The sequence below is a fragment of the Endozoicomonas sp. ONNA2 genome, assembly GCF_024606365.1.
Lineage (GTDB): Bacteria > Pseudomonadota > Gammaproteobacteria > Pseudomonadales > Endozoicomonadaceae > Endozoicomonas.
The window spans coordinates 1-18,224 of record NZ_JAHHPO010000811.1 but is presented as its reverse complement, the minus strand read 5'-3'; the positions used below and the strand labels follow the sequence as shown (position 1 = coordinate 18,224).

General features: G+C 49.3%; 15 protein-coding genes. 6 read left to right on the top strand and 9 right to left on the bottom strand.

The annotated features are described in order from the left end of the window. Nucleotides 1–50 precede the first annotated feature (50 nt). The 3 genes from KDK14_RS21795 to KDK14_RS14420 all read right to left on the bottom strand — a co-directional run bounded on the left by KDK14_RS21795 (nt 51) and on the right by KDK14_RS14420 (nt 4,930). Entirely contained in the window at nt 51–467 is a 417-nt protein-coding gene (locus KDK14_RS21795) for an RING finger domain-containing protein (protein ID WP_373691086.1), read from the bottom strand. A 332-nt stretch (nt 468–799) separates the two neighbouring features. Further along, nucleotides 800–1,687 (bottom strand): D-hexose-6-phosphate mutarotase, encoded by an 888-nt coding sequence (locus KDK14_RS14425; protein ID WP_257265872.1) that lies wholly within the window; start codon nt 1,685–1,687, stop codon nt 800–802. A gap of 114 nt (nt 1,688–1,801) precedes the next feature. After that, a complete protein-coding gene (locus KDK14_RS14420; RefSeq protein ID WP_257265871.1) occupies nt 1,802–4,930 on the bottom strand; it encodes a hypothetical protein in 3,129 nt (1,042 codons plus the stop codon). A 570-nt stretch (nt 4,931–5,500) separates the two neighbouring features. On the opposite strand from KDK14_RS14420, the gene KDK14_RS14415 reads away from it, so the two are divergent. Further along, nucleotides 5,501–7,009 carry an NTP/NDP exchange transporter gene (locus KDK14_RS14415; RefSeq protein ID WP_257265870.1) on the top strand — a complete coding sequence of 503 codons (1,509 nt, stop codon included), beginning with the start codon at nt 5,501–5,503 and terminating at the stop codon, nt 7,007–7,009. Between the two features lie 51 nt (nt 7,010–7,060). Here KDK14_RS14415 and KDK14_RS14410 read toward each other — a convergent pair whose 3' ends face one another. The 3 genes from KDK14_RS14410 to KDK14_RS14400 form a co-directional block, all read right to left on the bottom strand. Next, nucleotides 7,061–8,209, bottom strand: coding sequence for a hypothetical protein (locus KDK14_RS14410; RefSeq protein WP_257265869.1), 1,149 nt, complete (start codon nt 8,207–8,209; stop codon nt 7,061–7,063). Nucleotides 8,210–8,334: 125 nt separating this feature from the next. Then, nucleotides 8,335–8,706, bottom strand: coding sequence for a hypothetical protein (locus KDK14_RS14405; RefSeq protein ID WP_257265868.1), 372 nt, complete (start codon nt 8,704–8,706; stop codon nt 8,335–8,337). A gap of 260 nt (nt 8,707–8,966) precedes the next feature. Then, entirely contained in the window at nt 8,967–10,232 is a 1,266-nt protein-coding gene (locus tag KDK14_RS14400) for a hypothetical protein (RefSeq protein WP_257265867.1), read from the bottom strand. A gap of 775 nt (nt 10,233–11,007) precedes the next feature. Here KDK14_RS14400 and KDK14_RS14395 point away from each other — a divergent pair. From KDK14_RS14395 to KDK14_RS14380, 4 genes are read left to right on the top strand one after another with little or no spacing between them, the layout of a single operon-like run. After that, entirely contained in the window at nt 11,008–12,123 is a 1,116-nt protein-coding gene (locus KDK14_RS14395; protein WP_257265866.1) for an ABC transporter permease, read from the top strand. A 2-nt stretch (nt 12,124–12,125) separates the two neighbouring features. Further along, a complete protein-coding gene (locus KDK14_RS14390) occupies nt 12,126–12,893 on the top strand; it encodes an ABC transporter ATP-binding protein (protein WP_257265865.1) in 768 nt (255 codons plus the stop codon). Nucleotides 12,894–12,916: 23 nt separating this feature from the next. Next, on the top strand, nt 12,917–13,870 hold the full coding sequence (locus KDK14_RS14385; protein WP_257265864.1) for an MlaD family protein: 954 nt from the start codon (nt 12,917–12,919) through the stop codon (nt 13,868–13,870). Further along, nucleotides 13,867–14,472 (top strand): PqiC family protein, encoded by a 606-nt coding sequence (locus KDK14_RS14380; protein WP_257265863.1) that lies wholly within the window; start codon nt 13,867–13,869, stop codon nt 14,470–14,472. The genes KDK14_RS14385 and KDK14_RS14380 overlap by 4 nt, the downstream gene beginning before the upstream one ends. Here the strand turns inward: KDK14_RS14380 and KDK14_RS14375 are convergent. Further along, nucleotides 14,465–15,331, bottom strand: a complete 867-nt coding sequence (locus tag KDK14_RS14375) for a hypothetical protein (protein WP_257265862.1) — start codon at nt 15,329–15,331, stop codon at nt 14,465–14,467. The two genes, KDK14_RS14380 and KDK14_RS14375, sit on opposite strands and share 8 nt — an antisense overlap. Before the next feature lie 99 nt (nt 15,332–15,430). Beyond that, nucleotides 15,431–16,204, bottom strand: a complete 774-nt coding sequence (gene udp, locus KDK14_RS14370) for a uridine phosphorylase (RefSeq protein ID WP_257265861.1) — start codon at nt 16,202–16,204, stop codon at nt 15,431–15,433. Between the two features lie 267 nt (nt 16,205–16,471). Between udp and KDK14_RS14365 the strand changes: the two genes are divergently transcribed. Beyond that, the gene (locus tag KDK14_RS14365; protein WP_257265860.1) at nt 16,472–17,818 is read left to right on the top strand and encodes a sodium-dependent transporter; all 1,347 of its coding nucleotides are present in this window, start codon (nt 16,472–16,474) and stop codon (nt 17,816–17,818) included. Nucleotides 17,819–17,940: 122 nt separating this feature from the next. Here KDK14_RS14365 and KDK14_RS14360 read toward each other — a convergent pair whose 3' ends face one another. Beyond that, entirely contained in the window at nt 17,941–18,114 is a 174-nt protein-coding gene (locus tag KDK14_RS14360) for a hypothetical protein (RefSeq protein WP_257265859.1), read from the bottom strand. Nucleotides 18,115–18,224 lie beyond the last annotated feature (110 nt).

Sequence of the window (18,224 nt, the reverse complement as noted above, 5' to 3'; positions counted from 1 at the left end):
GGTGCTTGTAGCCCTTGGAAATCAAGGGTCAATATGGTTTCAACGAATAGTTACCCTTCGAGACTGGTATGGCATAAAGGACAGAATGTGCTAATCAATAACCAATCCAACAGGCAGCTTCTGTGAAACATATGGTTGCATCGATTGATAACGCTGACTTCGCGCCTGGAAAAAATGTCGCAGCACATAACGCAAAGGCCATCAGCCGGGGGTTGATCTACTCTGCTGTGGCCGGTCGAGCGTTGATTTACTCCCCTGGTCTCGAGACTGGCTCTGCAATAGGGGCAGGTTGTTTCACGCGATAGCCAGGCTGTCAGGCAGGTTGCGTGAAACATATGGTTGCACGGTTCGGTAACCCTGACTTGGCTTCCGGCAAAAGCTGCAAGACAAATAGGGCAATTGTCAGTCGGGAGTTGATAAGGGGATGACTGATTATTTCGACTGTTGGGTGGCGTGGTACCGTGCATATCTTCTTGCTCCGATTTTCCCTGATCAATCAATAAAGAATTCGACATTTACTTTTCCGTTAAGTTCCACGTGATATTTTTCGATTCCAGCAAAAGCTGGTTTCAGGTCTTTCTGGCGACAGGCGAAGCCTGAGAATGTGGGCGGTTCTGTAAGTAGTTAACCAAATGAAATCATATTTCCTGACTAAATGGTCATTCACTCTGCGGTGTTGCAACTCCGTCCACATAGCTACAGCTATGCTTGCCGCGTTGCGCCTTGTATAGTAAAAGGCCAGTTAGCCAGAAAATGCGATTTCATTTGACCAACTACTCAGGAATGTACGCTGTGTCGGTTATTTTTCAGCAGTAACACTGATCTGCGTACTCAATATATTTTTTTCACCGGGCTTCAACAGTACACCGGATGCCAGATCCTTCCCATAGCGGGTGGCTTCAACGCAAACCATTGTCTCATAACCATCGTCGCTCATATCCCCCATACTTCTGCTCAGCTCTTTCCATGGGTTCCAGATAACAGCCGAGTTATGCCCGTTATTAACAACCTGGATAATGCGCTGATTACCCTGATCATGGATGGCGATGTTGTCATCCGGGGCGGTGTAAATCCGGTCAATGGGCTGATTGATGATCAGGGCTTCAGCGGTTTCGCAGGGCAGATCATTTTGCAGGCTATCAAGGTAGGAAGTACCAGCACCGGTAATCCAGGTTTCGGTGGCTTCGGCAATATTGAAGTAGCTGTGCAGTGCACCACTCCATTGCCAGGGGTGTTCATCGGTGTTGATCATTTCCAGATCTATGCTCAGGGTTTCTCCCAGAGTAAAGGTGAGAACAGCACTGAAATCATGGGGCCAGATCTCCCGGGTCTGTTCGCAGGCATTGAGCTTCAGACGAATGGTCACCGCCTGCTCATGTTCCCCGTGATCCAGCAACTGCCAGGCGCTGATTCGGGCAAACCCAGGCGTGCTCACCGGGCCAAACCAGGGCCAGCACACTGGAACGCCGCCACGTATCGCTTTGCCCGGGGAGAATATTGCTTTTTTACTGAGCCAGATAACGTCCTGCTGCCCGGCCGGTTTGAACTGCAGCAGATGGCCGCCCTGGAGGGATATGGCCGCCTCGCACTTTGGACTCTGAATTTTCAGAATAGGCAGGCCATTCAGGCTATGCCTTGTAATGGCAGGGCTGAGAGTTGATTCGGTATAGAGATTGCTCGTGAACATTGGATGAACCATTCTTTAAGTAGGGGACGCCCGGTCGGGCGCTATTCCCGGACAGCCTCACAGAACCGGGTAACCAAACGTTTTGTCGCAGAGACTCAGTGGCTAAAAAGGCCGTTATTCAAGTCCGATTTCCGAGAAGGTGCGCTGTTGAGGCGGCTGCAGCCAGTGATCGATCATCAACAGGGCTTTATTCAGACAGTCTTCTATCAGGCTTTTGTCGTCAATCTTCAGTGCATCCAGGGCTGCTGTTATTTTGGCAATGATTGGCTCCCGCATGGTCAGCAGTTGATCCCTGATGGGGAGGGAAAGTATGCTGATGGATTGCAGGATATACAGGTCATCGGCTGCCAGATCCGGTGCAAACAGAACCAGCCGGAGAACACTGAGAGTCACCAGGTTTTCCACATTATCCAGCGTTTCCTGATCGATCACATCATCACTCTGGCGGTCAGCGTCGATCTGGATGATTGCCTGATAATAACTGTTGGCGATAGATGTGATAATCTGGATCAGTTGCGTGCGCATATCCAGTTCCGGTTTGCCAAAATAGAATTTCTGGCGGCGAAAGGAGTTGGTCATTTCCTGGTTGGCAAAATTGACCCCGATCATTTCTTCCTCCGGGTAGCAGGAGACCACATTGAGCATTTTCAGCCGGGACCAGGCGTAGATCTTCTTTCTTAAAGAATCAGTAGTGCCGTATTCAAAAATATTGACAAAAAAATGCGCCAGGGACCGGCTGATCACATCCACTGTGTTTTGGTCATGGACCAGTGCTTTTACCATGGCCTGGGTTGAGAATCCCACTGCCGCCAGCAGGTAATCACCATAGGATGCCCAGGTATCCAGCACATCTTGTGATTCGGCTGTGGTCTGCAGGTCATGTTTAAGGCCCCAGCCTTTGAGCATGTGCCGGTAAATATTGCGAATGTTCTGTTTGGCAAACGCAGGATCCAGGGCTTTCAGGGCGGCAAATACCTGCCGGGTGAAGTTTTGCAGTTCTCCCTGCTCCCTGAGTGTCTCAAAGCCAGGCTTCAGTCTTGCTATTGCCAGGGTTTTGATCACCAGGTTGTCTTCAGTAAACTCGGCGTGAAAATAGCGCTGGGTATAGGCCGCCAGCGCCACCAGGGCAGCCGCATGGGACTGCGGGTAATGTTCCGGGTGAGCCAGCAGATGACTGGTGAGGCTCCAGTAACGGGTGAGCAGGCCTTCCAGTGTGGCACGGTATGAGCGGCTGGTCTGGGCTTCAATACTGAGCTTGCGGTTGATGGTACTGACTTTGCTTGCCAGTTCGTCCTGGATCTGTTTGTCCTCCGGCGACAGCAGCCCTGTGGTACTGCCAATCCCGTTTTTGATCACCGTTTGCAGGTGTACAATGGCCGGTTCGCCCAGGGAGCGCAGGCCAAACTCGAACATGGAGGTCAACAGGTAGAAAGACGCCAGATTCCAGTAGGGAGGAGGGTTGCCCGTCAGTAACCGATCGAGAGTCAGGGGTTGCAGGATGGCGAGCAGTATTGAATAGCCCAGGGCAGTCCCATGGATGGTCATGGTGGATACGGTTTCCTTGTCCGGAAGGTAGTTCTGATACCAGGATCCATCCCGGTTTCGTGGCTGTGGTTTCCCTTGCAGGGGAATCTGGCTGATCCATGGTATGTCGGGGAATTCAGGCAGGTCCGAGCCATCCGGCGACGACAGCCGGTACCACGCGTTCAACTCTTGCTGATACCACTGCCTCACCTTTGAATTTGTCTTGTATTCAGGTTCCAGTACGGCCAAGGCTGCCAGTACCCCGGGGATCAGTGCCTGATCATGCAGTGGCCGAAAGGCCAGCAGGGTTGAACGGATCAGGCTGTCATTGTGGGTGACTTCAACGTTTTCCCGGTAATTTTGAACCAGTGCTGCGGCCAGCAGGTCAGCACTGGCCTGGTCATCATTGATCCTTTGCAGGTTAAAGGCTTCTACCAGGTTGACCACCAGGGCCTCCAGGGCACGCTGGGCATTAGAGCGGGCAAAGTTGGGCTGTTCCGCCAGAATGGCGTTGGCATTTTTTTGCAGGGTATTAAAGTAGTGGTTGGAAAATTCCCCGGTGGGCGAGGTCGAACTCCCTTTGCCGGTGTCAATGGCACCCCAGTTTTCCAGGTTGCGGCGGGTATTGGAGGAAAACTGTTCAATGGTTGCCTTGGTGGTTGCCAAACCGGTGACTTTGGCAAAATGGTCAACCAGGGTGTAGATCACCGGCGACTTCTTTTTGTCCAGCAGATGGAGCAATACCGCCGGGACAGAGACCCCCAGAATGAAAATGGAGTTTCTGATGTATTGCTCCGGAACCCCCTTGAGGACGGACTGGATGACCCCGGGCTTCGTGTTCTTTTCGGACATCATGGCCAGGCCCTCCAGCTCCGCGATGGCCCCGTGTTCAAACACGCTGCAATCCTGATTACTGATCTGCCACTGGTTCAGAAGACCGCAGTAGCGCAGGTTAATCAACGTTGAGCGTCGCACCAGAGGGTCCATGGTCTGCAAATGACGCTGGATGTGGGTGCGAAATTCCGGAAAGTCGGACCAGTCAATGTGGCGATTGAAATGGGTACGGATGCTGTCAGCCCCGTCACTGGCTCTGGTTTCGGGGTGAAGGTAAACCATGGTCTGGGCGGCCAGGGCGATCATGGCGCTGGCCCGGTCATGATCACCTTCTGTCAGGGAGAGTCTGGCGGTGGAGGCGATGTTGTCAAGAATGTCCTGCAGGCGGAACCAGGTTTTTCGCGCTTTCTGGGCATTCATGCTGAGAATGGAAAAGGTGAACAGGGAACGGAGCAGAAGATCGGTTTGCAGATCATCGGTCTGCTTTTTCAGGTGTTCGTCCGACAGTGCCTTGTAACTGAAGCTTTCCAGCCGGGCGCTGAGATTATCGCTCAGATGTTGACTGGTTGACCGTCGGATATTACTGCCGTGGATGTTCAGCAAGATTTGAAGAAAGGTATAATCATTCTTTTTTAAATAATTTTTGCCGATGTTCAGGGCGATTTCCGAACTTAATGGCACCAGGCCCCAGGCCACAGCGGTTTTCAGTGTGTTCACCAGGCCACTGATCTGCCCGTTGTTGTTTTGCTGTGCTTGCTTCTGCCAGCCAGTTTCAGACTGATGCGCTGCTGCCAAGAGGTCTGAACCGGCACATAGCAGCAAACTGACCAGGCAGAGGCGTAACAACATCAAAAGAATACGGTAGGAGCAATAACCTGTTTTCATTGACACAAGAAACCGGATTGTTAAACATCTAATCACTTAAAATAGGCTGTAATAAGCCTTTTGGTGATAAATATTTGTTATTTATGTTCTGAGTTTTAAAGAGAGTGAAGGATGATGTGTCTGGAGTTTTTTCTCCTGAATTTGTGTGTGATGATTTGTTTGTTCAAATGAAATGACTTATGAAATTTGCTTATTTTGTTTTTTTAACGCTGGTAATTGATTGAAATAACGATTATTTTCTGTTGCTCTTTCAGGGTTGAACAGAGGTCAGGGAGTCCATGCTCTCCAGTGATGGTCTGATAGTGGACTTCCGTAAGTAGCTAACCCTATGAAATCATATATTTTTGACTCCTTGTGCTGGTACTCTCGGCAACTGCTCCTGCGTTCATGCAGTCGTGCTTCGTTACAACACCGGTCACATAGCCAAGGCTATGCTCCCTTCGTTGTGCCTCACATATTCCCAGCCCGGGTAGCCAGAAATTTTTGATTCCATATGGCCAGCTACCTTGTATCTGCGGCTTCTGTCAGGCCGTATAAAGGGTAGACGGTATTTGTTTTGGAGGCTTCTGAATGAATTCTGATCCTGAGTTTGGCAAATGGCGGGAACGGTTCTGGCCGGTTCACAGCCATGAACTGAAAAAGCTTATCCCCATGATTTTGATGTTCTACCTGATTCTTTTTAACTATACGATTCTCAGGAATACCAAAGATACCCTGGTGGTCACCGGGGCCGGTTCCGGTGCCGAGATTATTCCATTTCTGAAGCTCTGGGTGAATGTGCCCTTTGCTATCGTGTTTACCCTGATTTACTCCCGAATGAGTAACCTGGTCAGGAGGAATACACTTTTCTATCTGGTGATTACCACATTTATCCTGTTCTTTGTTTTTTTTGCACTATGGCTCTACCCCAGCCGGGATACCCTGCATTTTCATGCCACCTCGGATTACCTGCAAAGTGTTTTACCCCCGGGGTTCAAGGGGCTTATTGCGGTGCTGCGTAACTGGACCTTCTCCCTGTTTTATGTCATGTCTGAGTTGTGGGGCAGTGTTTGCCTGTCCGTGCTGTTCTGGGGATTTGCCAACCATATCAATACCATTGCCGAGTCGAAGCGGTTTTATGCCCTGTTTGGCATGATGGGAAATCTCGCCCTTCCCACCGCAGGTTTTTTTGTCTACATTGCCTCCGGAGTCCGGGAGAACCTGCCAGAGGGTGTGGATCGCTGGGGCTATACCCTGAATCTGATGACCGGGGTTCTGACGCTGGGCGGGCTGTTGATTATTTTGATTTACTGGTGGATGAATCGTTACGTGCTGAGGGATCCCGGCTTATACCATCAGCTTGATGCCCATGAGCCCGCCAATGAAAAATTGAGTCTTTCCCTGCGCGAAAGCTTCAAAATGATTATGCACTCGCGATACCTGCTTTGCATTGCCCTGCTGGTGATCAGCTACGGGGTGTGCATCAATATGGTGGAGGTTACCTGGAAAAATCAGCTGCGCATGCAGTTTCCGGACCCAAATAATTACAATCAGTTTATGGGGCTGTTTTCAACCTGCACCGGGCTGGTGACGATTTTTATGATGTTGTTCCTTACCAATAATGTCATCCGGTATTTTGGCTGGACATTCGCAGCACTTTGTACGCCGGTCATATTGTTGATCACCGGGGCCCTGTTTTTCTCTTTTGTCCTGTTTCGCGACTGGTTGCCTGAAAGCCTGATACTTTCTTTGGGGATTGCCCCGTTAATGCTGACGGTTATTTTGGGGGCAATACAGAATATTCTCAGTAAATCCACCAAATACGCCTTGTTCGACCCCACCAAGGAGATGAGTTATATCCCCCTGACGCCGGAACAGAAGGTCAAGGGCAAGGCGGCAGTGGATATTATTGGTAATCCCACCGGGAAATCCACGGGCTCACTGGTACAGCAGATATTGATGGTGATGCTGGGGTCGTTGTCTGCCATTGCACCCTACGTTGCGGTGATTGTGCTCTGTTTTTTTGTAGTCTGGATTGCATCTGCCCGGTCGCTGGGCAGGCAGTTCTCGGAAGTCACTGAGCAGAAGGCGATTGAATGAGCGACATTCTGGTAAATCTTTATTGTCGTAAACCCTAATTGTCGTAAATCTTTATTGCGGTTCAATTTTGGCATAAAAAAGCTGGCATCGCTTGAGTTCGGTCAGATAGCGATCCCTGAATGCCGGGTCGATATCGGACAGTCGCAGCCAGTGGGTTACCAAATTTCCGGAATGGCTGGTTGCCAACCTCGGGTCAACAATACGACAACGGACATTTTCAAAGGTGATGGTATTTGCCTCCGGATGGGTGACCTCATGCACGTTATGCCAGGCTGTCAGCATTTGTGCCGCTAATGTCTTGACTCCGGGCAAAGTGCTTTGGTGTATTTTCTGCCAGACCTTATCGTCACCCATGGTAAAAAACAGATCTTCAATCTGGAGTTCTCCTGCCATAAGTAGCTGTTTCAGGGCATCGGCTGTCCAGAGATAGAGAACCCGCCCCCAGGCGGTAGCAAAAATATGCCGGTTCAGTTCAATACTGGCATTGGCACTCAGCCGCGCGGATTCGAGGCTTCGGAAATACCAGTGTTCTGATAGCGGGTCAAAGAACAGGTCTGCCAGGATAGTATCTACCTGTTGTTCGGTGAGCTGTTTTCGCCTGGCAGCGCCCTGCACAATATAATCAAGCCGGTCAGCGGCCAGATCCGGCAGTGGCCGTTCCAGCCGGGAAAACGAGGGGTTATTTTTAGGGTCTATGATTTCAGGCGACAGGTGGTGCCTGTTCAGGATTGGGGTAATGTTATGCCTGTTCACAACGTGGATGAACTGTGAATCATGATAGTCCGGGTTGCCTGCTGAATTGTCAGAAAACAGGTAGTCAGACACATGGCTGAAGGTGCTGTGGGACAGGTCATGGAGCAGGCCGCTGATCTGTTCCGGAAAGGGGGCGCAGAAGCGGTTGAGCAAATAGAAGACACCCAGGGAATGATCATGGCGGCAGTAAGGTTCATTGTTATTGCCCTGTGAGTCCACCATCTGTATGGGGCCATACTGGTTAATATATTTCAGCCGGTTTATTGCCGGGTGGATCAGCAGGGAAGAAAGCAGCAGGGATTGATCGTGGTTCATTGCCCCAAGGGATATTGTCCCGTAAAAGGTGTTGATGCTGTCAATATCAGTGGGATTGCCGTCTGCGGACAGCTCATGGCTGATGGTAACGATAAACGGTAGCAGGTAGCTCAATAGTTTAATCATTGCCACGTTAGGTACCTCTTCGCGATTGGTTTATTCAATACCAGTATCCGCATCCTTGAGCGATCAGCTCCAGAATATTTGCCCGATTAACAGTAGCAGTTGCATGGCAGCACAGGGTCTTTTTGATCCGGTTAAACGGATGCATGGCTAATGCCCTGCCCCTGAACCCTTGTTGATAGGCCTGATACCAGTGGTAAGGAGTTGTCTGGAAATAACTTCCCTATTTTTTCATTGCCTGACTGGACTGAGCTTGTCGAAGTTCGGTGGCACGCCCCTTCGACAAGCTCAGGGTGAACGGAAATCCTGAACTTATTAAAAGACAATTCCTGAGAAGCGTTGCCAGAAGCAGCGGAGTCATCAGACTGCGCCTCACAACAGGGCAGACTTTTTACGGCCAGATACAATATAACGCACTGGTTAATAGTATGGAGATAACCTTTAGCCGAAATGGCCTGCTGGATCAGACGAAGGGCCAGATCCTTTGGCTGAAACTCCGAATGCATTAAATGACTACTGTCGTAAACATAGACATGACTCATTGAAGGAGCAAATTGAATCGTAAATTACAGGGTCACTTTGCGCTCTCCCTTAAAAGACTTGCACCACAAAGGCACAAAGGAAGAAAAAAGAAATCTTATCTTTGTGTCTCTGTGTCTTTGTGGTTCAAAAAAAAGGCGTATCATAGGACGTTTCACGGTTCCCGGAGTTGCAACGGAGCAGAGTGACTGACAACTTGGTCAGAAATATGATTTCATGTGGTTAACTACTCGTTGGAGGTGGTTTTGTCTCGAAAAGATAATGATATGCTATTTGAAAGAAAATAAATTCTGTTTATATCTCGAAGTTTTTTGGGGGGGGATGAGTGAAGTAATATTGAATTATTTAATATCTGGGAAAATAACCATCCTTTATCGTATCTTAATGTGCCGCGAATGTTACCACGTTTCAGGTAAACGGATGAATCTACTCCCGAGGCTATTTTTGTAACAGGGATGATGAAGTGGATAAAAAGTAATTGGCCAGTGCTGAGATGTAAACATGCCTGCCCCTCAAGAGGGATTTTTAGTTCTGGTTTACCTTTCAGGCTAACAACATCTGCATCGAGTTGTTGATTATATAGAGATGTAATTGTGTTAAAAACTCTTTGCTGAGATTTGGTTAAGTTGGAAAAATTCATTAAATGTTCTTTTCTAGGCCCTTTTTTAATAAATCTTATACTGCCTGGTGCCAGAGAAACTGAGTTTTGGGCAATATATTTCATCGGTGCTTCCTTAAGAAATCGGGGAGGTATGGTGGCGATTCTTTTACTCATTTCATGATCATTGAATACCAATTTACCTGTTATTACGTAATCTTTCTGAAGTATTGATGCTGGTAATCTTTTAGAGGTGACGTCTTTTATGAATAATATCTGGATGGGGTGTGGAATCTCCTTGATCGAAAAACTGGCAACACCGGCGCTAAGGTTGCTGTTGACGTATTCAAGTTTGGCGGTTACCTTCCGCCCATTCAGTGCTTTAAGCTTGCTTATAATTCCAGGGTTGTAGAAAAAGGGTTTTTCGGGGTTTTCGGGTAATGTTGGTAATCTGTATGAAGCGCTGGTTTCTGCCAGTGAACAGTCATGTGTGACAGGCATACCCGCATCAAGGGGGTGTGGATGTTCTATTGTGGTAGTTCCCCCTAAAGAGCTTGGGTCTAGCGGTTTATCTGTATCTGACTGGGTAATATATTTTCTGCCTGTCAATATTTGCAGCACAGCTTTGCATATTGGATTATCTTCAAGCTCAAGAGTGTGGTCAGGAGCCACAAACGTGTTGTGAAAGGCCATTTTTTCTATCTGAGATGAGGTTGGCGTCCACACTGGTTTGTTGGGGGTGAGCATTGATACTGTGGTAATCGGGGATAATGTTGTTTGCCCTGGGTCGATACTCTCCATTTCCCGTCCCAACCAAAATGAACGTTCAGCTTCTGGGAGAGAGGGAGAGTATGGTATACCGGGTGGGTGAATCACTCTTGATGTATGGTCCATAATTATGTGTATTACCTGGTTGATATTGCTTATACCAATTTAGAAAGTTTACTGCGATGCTTGGGTTTGAAACAGATATAAAAAGGCACAGCTGTCACTTCTTCTGCTATGAATAAGCAGTCATCAAAATAAGAAGGAAGCAACCCATGCCCATGGTGAATTTTATCACATCTGTGTTCTGTTTGATTGATGATTTGAATTCAGGACAGAACGATATAGTGTTTGTGGTTTCTTTGCTCTCATTTTTTTAAGCCAAATATAATTGCGTCTATATGTCGGGAATTGCTGGTTGCCAGCGGTTCCCGTAAGGAGGTTCCTGCGTTAGACATTAAGCCTCTATCTATTAATTCGAGAAGCAAAAGCTTTGAACCACGAAGAGCACAAAGGAAAAGAAAAGCTCTTCTTTGCCGTGAAAAATATTTTGTTTAACCATTTTTCATCTCTGAGAGTGGCGCAAAATATTTTCACGCGCCATGGGCATTTGTGCTCTTCTTGTGCTTCGTGGTTCCACTCCAGGGCCCGCAACACGTAGAAAGCAACCTGCCTGCACTCCTTCGCAGAAGCTAAAGAAATAACAATAGTACTATCAGTAAGAATTCCTCAATGTTTACCGTAACTGTTTGGTGATCCCATCCAATGTTCGCGATTACCAGGGGCTGCAGCCATATTGAACTTAAGTACAATGAATTCCTTGCCAAAACCGCTGTGTGCTGGCTTTTTCATGTGCTCCAGTTTTTCTGATAGTATTGGCCCTTTTTTCAAGGCATTAATAAGCATGAAGCAGGCGACACTGAACTTTCATAAAGTGTCTGACTCAAATGTTGTGGTCACTGTGCAAGGTAGCTGGACGGTCAGTGGTGTTTTGCCTGCCCCGGAACAGCTTTCTGCCATGCTGGATGACCGATTGAAGACGGTTGTCTTTACTGCTGGTGATGACTTTTTCTGGGACTCAAGGCTGCTGGCCTGGCTGATGGCCTGTCAGCGAATGCTTGAATCTACCCATTGCCAGTTTGATCTCAGTGGTTTGCCGGAGGATGTCAGGGATCTGTTCAATCTTGCCAATACGGTACCTCCCAATAAGGCGCTACCAGAGAGACACGCATCCCTGTTCCATCAGCTGGTCAACCGGCTTGCCCGTCTCGGTGATGAGGCGATGGCGCTGCTGGCTTTTACCGGCGAACTGGCACTGACCCTGTGCCGCTGGTTTGCCCAAAAAGGATCCGCACGCTGGTCAGATATTATTAACTTTTGCCACCAATCAGGTCCTTCTGCCTTGCCGATTATCACGCTGCAAAGTGTCCTTATCGGGATGATTCTGGCGTACCTGGGTATGGTCCAGCTGCGACAGTTTGGTGCAGAGGTGTATGTTGCCAATCTGGTGGGGGTTGGCATGGTGCGTGAGATGGGCGCATTGATGACGGCGGTGATCATGTCCGGTCGCACCGGTGCCGCCTATGCCGCCCAGCTGGGTACCATGCAGGTTAATGAAGAGATTGATGCATTAACAACGCTGGGCATAAAACCCATGGATTATCTGGTGGTACCAAGGACGCTGGCTCTGATCCTGACCATTCCGTTGCTTTGCCTGTACAGTAATATTCTGGGCATGTTTGGTGGTGGGCTGGTGGCTACCAATATGGATATTACCTGGTTGATGTACCTTTACCAGCTCAGGGATGCAATCTCTTTTGGTGATACCATGACCGGTGTTGTCAAAAGCTTTGTCTTTGGCCTCTTGATTGCCATGGCCGGGTGTCGAGCGGGCCTGGCTTGTGGTCGCTCATCCGCAGCAGTAGGTCAGGCGACCACCAATGCGGTAGTGACGGCCATTATTTATCTGGTGGTGGCCGACGCGGGGCTGAATATCCTTTTTTATCACCTGGGAATCTGAGCATGGGGCAGTTGGGACAAAAACCTCAGTCAGTGGTGATTGAAGCCCGGGGATTGTCCATGAATTATGGTAGCAATCTGATTCAGTCCAACTTGCATTTTCAAATCAGCAAAGGCGATGTGTTTGTCATTATGGGGGGCAGTGGCTGTGGCAAGAGCACACTCCTGAAACATATGATTGGGCTCTACCAGCCGGCAGGGGGTGACATCCTGTTTGGTGGGCAGAGTTACTTTACCGCATCTCCGGAGCAACAGTTGGCCATGCGTAAACGCTGGGGCGTTACTTATCAGGGGGGCGCGTTGTTCAGTGATAAAACACTGGCCGAAAATGTTGCCCTGCCACTGGTGCAGTATACGACACTGACGAGTAAAGATATCCGGGATATGGTGCGTTATAAACTGGCACTGGTGGGGTTGGCCGGTTTTGAAGACTTTTACCCATCGCAGATCAGCGGTGGTATGTGTAAGCGTGCCGGGCTGGCCAGGGCCATTGCCCTGGATCCGGATATCCTGTTTTTTGATGAGCCTTCGGCTGGACTCGATCCCCTCAGCGCCAGACGGCTGGATGATCTGATTCTCCAGTTAAGGGATTCAACCGGCGCTACGGTGGTGATTGTCACCCATGAGCTGGCCAGTATTTTTGCCATTGGCAGTAATGGGGTTTACCTTGATGCCAACAGCAAGACCCAGCTGGATACCGGGTCTCCCGGGTATATGCTTAATCACAGTAAACACGACTTGGTCAAGGCGTTCCTGTCCAGAGGTGAGTGAGCGTGCTTTTTTGAGAGAAATTCATGTATAGAAAGTCCTTGTCAGTGTCCGTCGGCCTGTTTGTCATCTTGATCATCACCATGACGGTTGCCCTGGTGTTGTTTCTTAATGCCAATGGTTTTTCCCGGAAAGTTGTCCAGCATTATCAAGTTCTGTTTGACAGCTCGATAAAAGGCCTGAATGTTGGCGCTCCCGTGACTTTGCGAGGGGTGAAAATTGGTGAAGTGGTCACCATCAAGACCAAGCTGTATCACAATCAACAGAAGGTTTTGAATGATGTCACCATTGCCATGTACCCGGATGCCATTAGTGAACAGGGGAAAAGCAGTGACCATAATGTGCTGGGACAGTTGCTGAAGCAGGGGCTCAGTGCCCAGATTGGGTTGCAGAGTGTATTGACCGGTTTGCTGTATATCGAGGTGGATTTCTTTGACGCTCTGCCGCAAATGCAGCCTGTGGCGACCGAGTACCCACAGATTCCCACAGTGCCCAATAACCTGGAAGAGTTTATTGAGCGGTTTGAGAGCATTGATATGGCAGAAATGGCCAGTAGTTTAACGGAAGTTCTGGATAATCTGGCCAGACTGACCGGTGATGGTCGACTGAATAAACTGATCGATGATGTTGATCAGGCATTTGTCAGTATGGAAGCCATGTCCAATGAGATGAGCACCAGCATGGCAGGCATTCGCAACGAATTTGCCTCCATGTCGCAGGATGCCGGGGAAGTGACCACATTACTGAAAAACCAGCTGCCTGCAGCCACACAACAGCTGAATGAGACCATGCGGCAACTTCAGGCGACCATGTCTGCAGTCGAAGAGACACTGGCTCCTGACGCGCCATTGGTGTACCAGCTGACGCAGAGTGCCAAAGATATCAGTCGTGCTTCCAGAGCGGTGGACGATCTGGCTGGTTTGCTGCAACGTCAACCCGATTCAATTATCTTTGGCAGACACTCAGGAGATGCCCGGTGAGCTTGCAAATATTCAACCTTGTTATCTGCCACAGAGCTGTTGCTATCGGGGCTTTCCTGATCATGTTGCTGTCGGGCTGTGCGGTCAATAATCCAGCCTGCCAGGATTATACGCTGGTAGCGGCCACGGTTTCACAAGGGCAGACAGTGCTGTCGCCCACTACACTGGGAGTTTTTCCGGTGACTGTTGCCGGTTGGCTGGATAAGAAAAATATTACCTGGAGCAATGGCGGTGTTCTTTTACAGTCTTCGGCTAACGATCATTGGGGGGAGCCCTTGCCAGATCTGCTGACACAGGCTATGGTGCAAAATCTGCGCCAAAGGGTTCACTCCGCCAGTTGGGTAAGCTCAGGCCCATGGGTTCGGGATAAATGGCCGGAAGTAGTGGCGTTTATTGATGTTCAGTCCATAGCGGTGGTGAAGCGGCAGTTGCGGATCAGCGTGGCCTGGTCTCTTGAAGGGCAGGACCGGCAGGTTATTACCCACCGGGAGAAGGTCTATAGTTTGCCGCTGGCGAGTGTTGATTCTACGCAAGCTTTCGTTCAGACATTAAGTCAGGTCTGGGGGAGGGTTGCAAACGATATGCTTCAGGGTTTTATTTAAAAGGGCACACATTCGCGGGAATCTCCCCATGACCGTCTTGATCTTCAGGAGTGACTGTCCGCTTTTTACAGCCTCTGAAGTGATTATCGTCAATCATTTCAAGTAATATAAAATCGCCAAACGCATTTAAATCAAAGTTTTTCAGCTGAGTGTCAGTGATGGGAAAGTAGATACCATTGGCATTAACACCACTCATAATGGTACCCGTGTCATTTACTAAAATAACTGGCTTTTTCAATACTCTGGCAACCAGGGGGGCGATGACTGTATACATCCATACGCCATCACCTTTGATGGCGTCTATACCGATCAAGCCATTGTGGTCGGAATCATCCGTTAAATAGAAGTAAAGGTCTCCCTGCACAGGATCCGGGCAGTTTTCGTCGAAACTTGAATGATTGTTGTCAAATTCCTGAAGCCATTGTATTGCTTCTTCATACACGTGTTGACGCAAGGTGTGAGCATTCTGGCCCGAGCATTGCGTATATTCCACACAGGGCACAAGGGCAGCAGAGAAAAGGCAATTACCATCGCCAGGAACATCGACTATTTCGAACCCCTGGCTGTACACAATGTTGGATGTGATATCAGATCTGCCGGGCGTTTTACCCGGATTAACGATATCACGGAAACATGTTGCAGGAGCAGAAGTAAAACTGTTTTGTAAATAGACCACAATAGCCCAGTCGGCAGAGACCACGCCAAGGGCTCCCAGCACTGATCCTGTGAAGGGGTATCCTGCAGAGACCGCCCCATAGGCTAATGCTGCGAACCCGATGATGGGGGCCACCGGGAGCATACGAACTGCCCAGCGCTTCCAGCTGACCGTTGGTTGACCATTATCACCGGACCGATCCACTGGACCGCTGGGTGAAGGTATTGGTAATGACTGTATCAAGAGAACCTCAGGTAAACATTATCCCATTTACAATCCTCACAGGGGCGTCTGGCTCAATAGTCAGCCAGTGCTTCCCAGGAGGCGTCTTGCGGCCCCGATCACGGTGTTGATCCCGTTGGGCTCAACACTGGCCAGCTGTTCATTATCCGGCGTTTCATTGCAGGTACGGTTGACGATAACCCCGGCAACGCATCCGGCCTTGAGTCCCATGGCAGCACACATGGTCAGCAGGGTTGCGGACTCCATTTCATAGTTAAGCACGCCCAGCGATTGCCACTGTGCCATAGAGCCCTGTAACTCTTTTATGACCCACCGGGAGAAGGTGTCATAACGTTCCTGACCGGGGTAGAAGGTGTCGCTGGAGGCGGTAATACCTGTTCGATAGTCAAGCCCACTGTCCCCGGCGGCATCTACCAGGGCACGGGTGCACTGGAAGTCGGCAACGGCAGGGTAGCTGATGGGCGCAAAATGCCGACTGGCGCCGTCCAGACGAACGGAACCGGTAGTAATAATGACATCGCCCACATGGATATGGGGCTGAATGGCACCTGTGGTGCCAACTCGCAGAAAAGTACGGATGCCCAGTTGTGCCAGCTCTTCTACGGCAATAGATGTAGACGGTCCACCGATACCGGTTGAACAAACCACGACAGACTCACCTTCCAGCTCTCCCCGCCATGTGGTGAATTCCCGGAGGCTGGCCAGCGTTTTCGGGTTATCCATCCGTTCAGCAATGCGTTCGACCCGTTCCGGGTCCCCCGGAACAATGGCCAGTTTGGCATTATTGAGACCCGCACGGCTCAGGCCGAGATGAAAAACTTCACTGTCACTCATATATGCCTCTGGTAATGCGCGGATTGACGAACTTTATTTCATAGCATCCATCATAGACGCATCTACAGAGGGTGTTTATCGTTCTGAATCAATATTTGATCTGCGGTATTCATTCTCACGGCGAGCATCGTGGGTGTGTTGCAATCCCACAGTGTTTATCCGATGTTAATAAGATGATAATGAATAGTTAAGTATGCGTTTGCGACTATGCTGATAATGACCATCTGGTCAGTACCAATCAGCATACCGGTAGATAATGGACAATCCATGCCACCTGAAAACAAAATTACTTCCAATCGTGCGTTTATTTTTGCCATTGCCGGAGCTGCCATCGGTTTGGGCAATATCTGGCGTTTCCCTTATGTAGCTGGTGAAAATGGAGGCAGCCTGTTTTTCCTGATGTATATCTTGTTTGTCCTGCTGCTGGGGCTGCCGGTAATGATCGCCGAGATTGTTGTTGGACGGGCAGGGCGTGCTTCACCTGCCAGCAGCCTGCGGCAGCTGGCGGTCAGTGCTGGCCATAGCAGGCACTGGAGCAAACTGGCCTGGATGGGAACGCTGGCGGCCACAATGATTCTCTCTTTCTACAGTGTGGTGTCCGGCTGGGTGCTGTATTTTTTTTTCCAGTCGCTCACGGGGGAACTTTCAGCCAATAGCATTGAAATGACAGCAACACATTTTCAACAGCTGCTGGAATCGCCCCGACAGGTGATTTTCTACCACGGCCTGTTCATTCTTATGACCGTGGCCATCAGCGGTCGAACCATTTCCAGAGGGATTGAGCAGTTGAATAACTGGCTGATGCCCATGATGTATCTGATTCTGGTGGTTCTACTGATATATGCCAGCCAGTTCAGTGGATTTGCGCCAGCGCTTGATTACCTGTTTGCCTTCCGGTTTGAGGCAGTCAGCGGCAGTGTGGTGCTGGAGGCAATGGGTCATGCTTTTTTCACCCTGGCCATTGGTGCTTGCTGTTTGATGGCCTATGGGGCTTACATGCCAGAGAGGCAGTCGGTGGTCAAGGCGGTATTGGTGGTCGCCTTGCTTGATGTGCTGGTGGCGGTGATGGTCGGTACGGCAACCTTTGCCGTGGTGTTCAGTGAAGGGCTTTCAATGGCAGAAGGTCCCGGGCTGATGTTTATTGCACTGCCAGTTGCACTGGCGCAAATGCCCTTTGGCTCGTTGGTTTTACCCTTATTTTTTCTTCTTCTGGTCATGGCGGTTTGGACATCAGCCGTCAATCTGGCTGAACCGCTGGTGGTGATGATGAGTCGCCTGTGTTCAGGCTCTCGCGCAGCAGGAGCCACAAGTGCCGGTGTTATTATCTTTCTGGCTGGGCTAATACCCGGCCTCTCTTTCAGTTTATGGCAACAGGTTGCCATTGGTGGCAAAACGCTGTTTGACCTTTATACCGCCTTTGCTACCCAGTTTATGCTGCCAGTCGTTGGGCTTCTGGTGCTTTATTTTTGCGGCTATATCATGGAAAGAAAAGTGCTGATTGAACAGTTAGGAATGCAGGGCAAATCCCTGAAAACCTGGCAGCTCCTGATCCGTTGGGTCAGCCCTGCATTGCTATTAATGGTCTTTATTGGTGAGTTGTTGCAAGTTAAGTAGTTGGCCAAATGGAATCGTTAATTTCTGGCCAAGTTGGTATTACCTGAATTCGTAGCTATGTGACAAAGTTGCAACGGAGCCCAGGAGGCTGTCCGAGAATATGATTTCATTTGGTTAACTACTTAAACCAGGGATTTGATCAGTGCCGCAACCAACATGACAAAAATTAAAACCATGGCGATTTTGGCAAGCTTGCCTTGCTGCTCATCAGTGAGCGGTTGGCCATGGCGCTCCGTCAGTTTGACCACAACAAACAGGGTGATGAATAAAAGTACTAAAATAGAGATGAGGTTCATAATTCATCAACAACGGACAGTAGGGAATTGTCTGTAAATAACTTCCACATATTCGGATGCTCCACCGCAATCATCAGGAACACTGAGTTTAAAATGGGAAAGTTATTTTT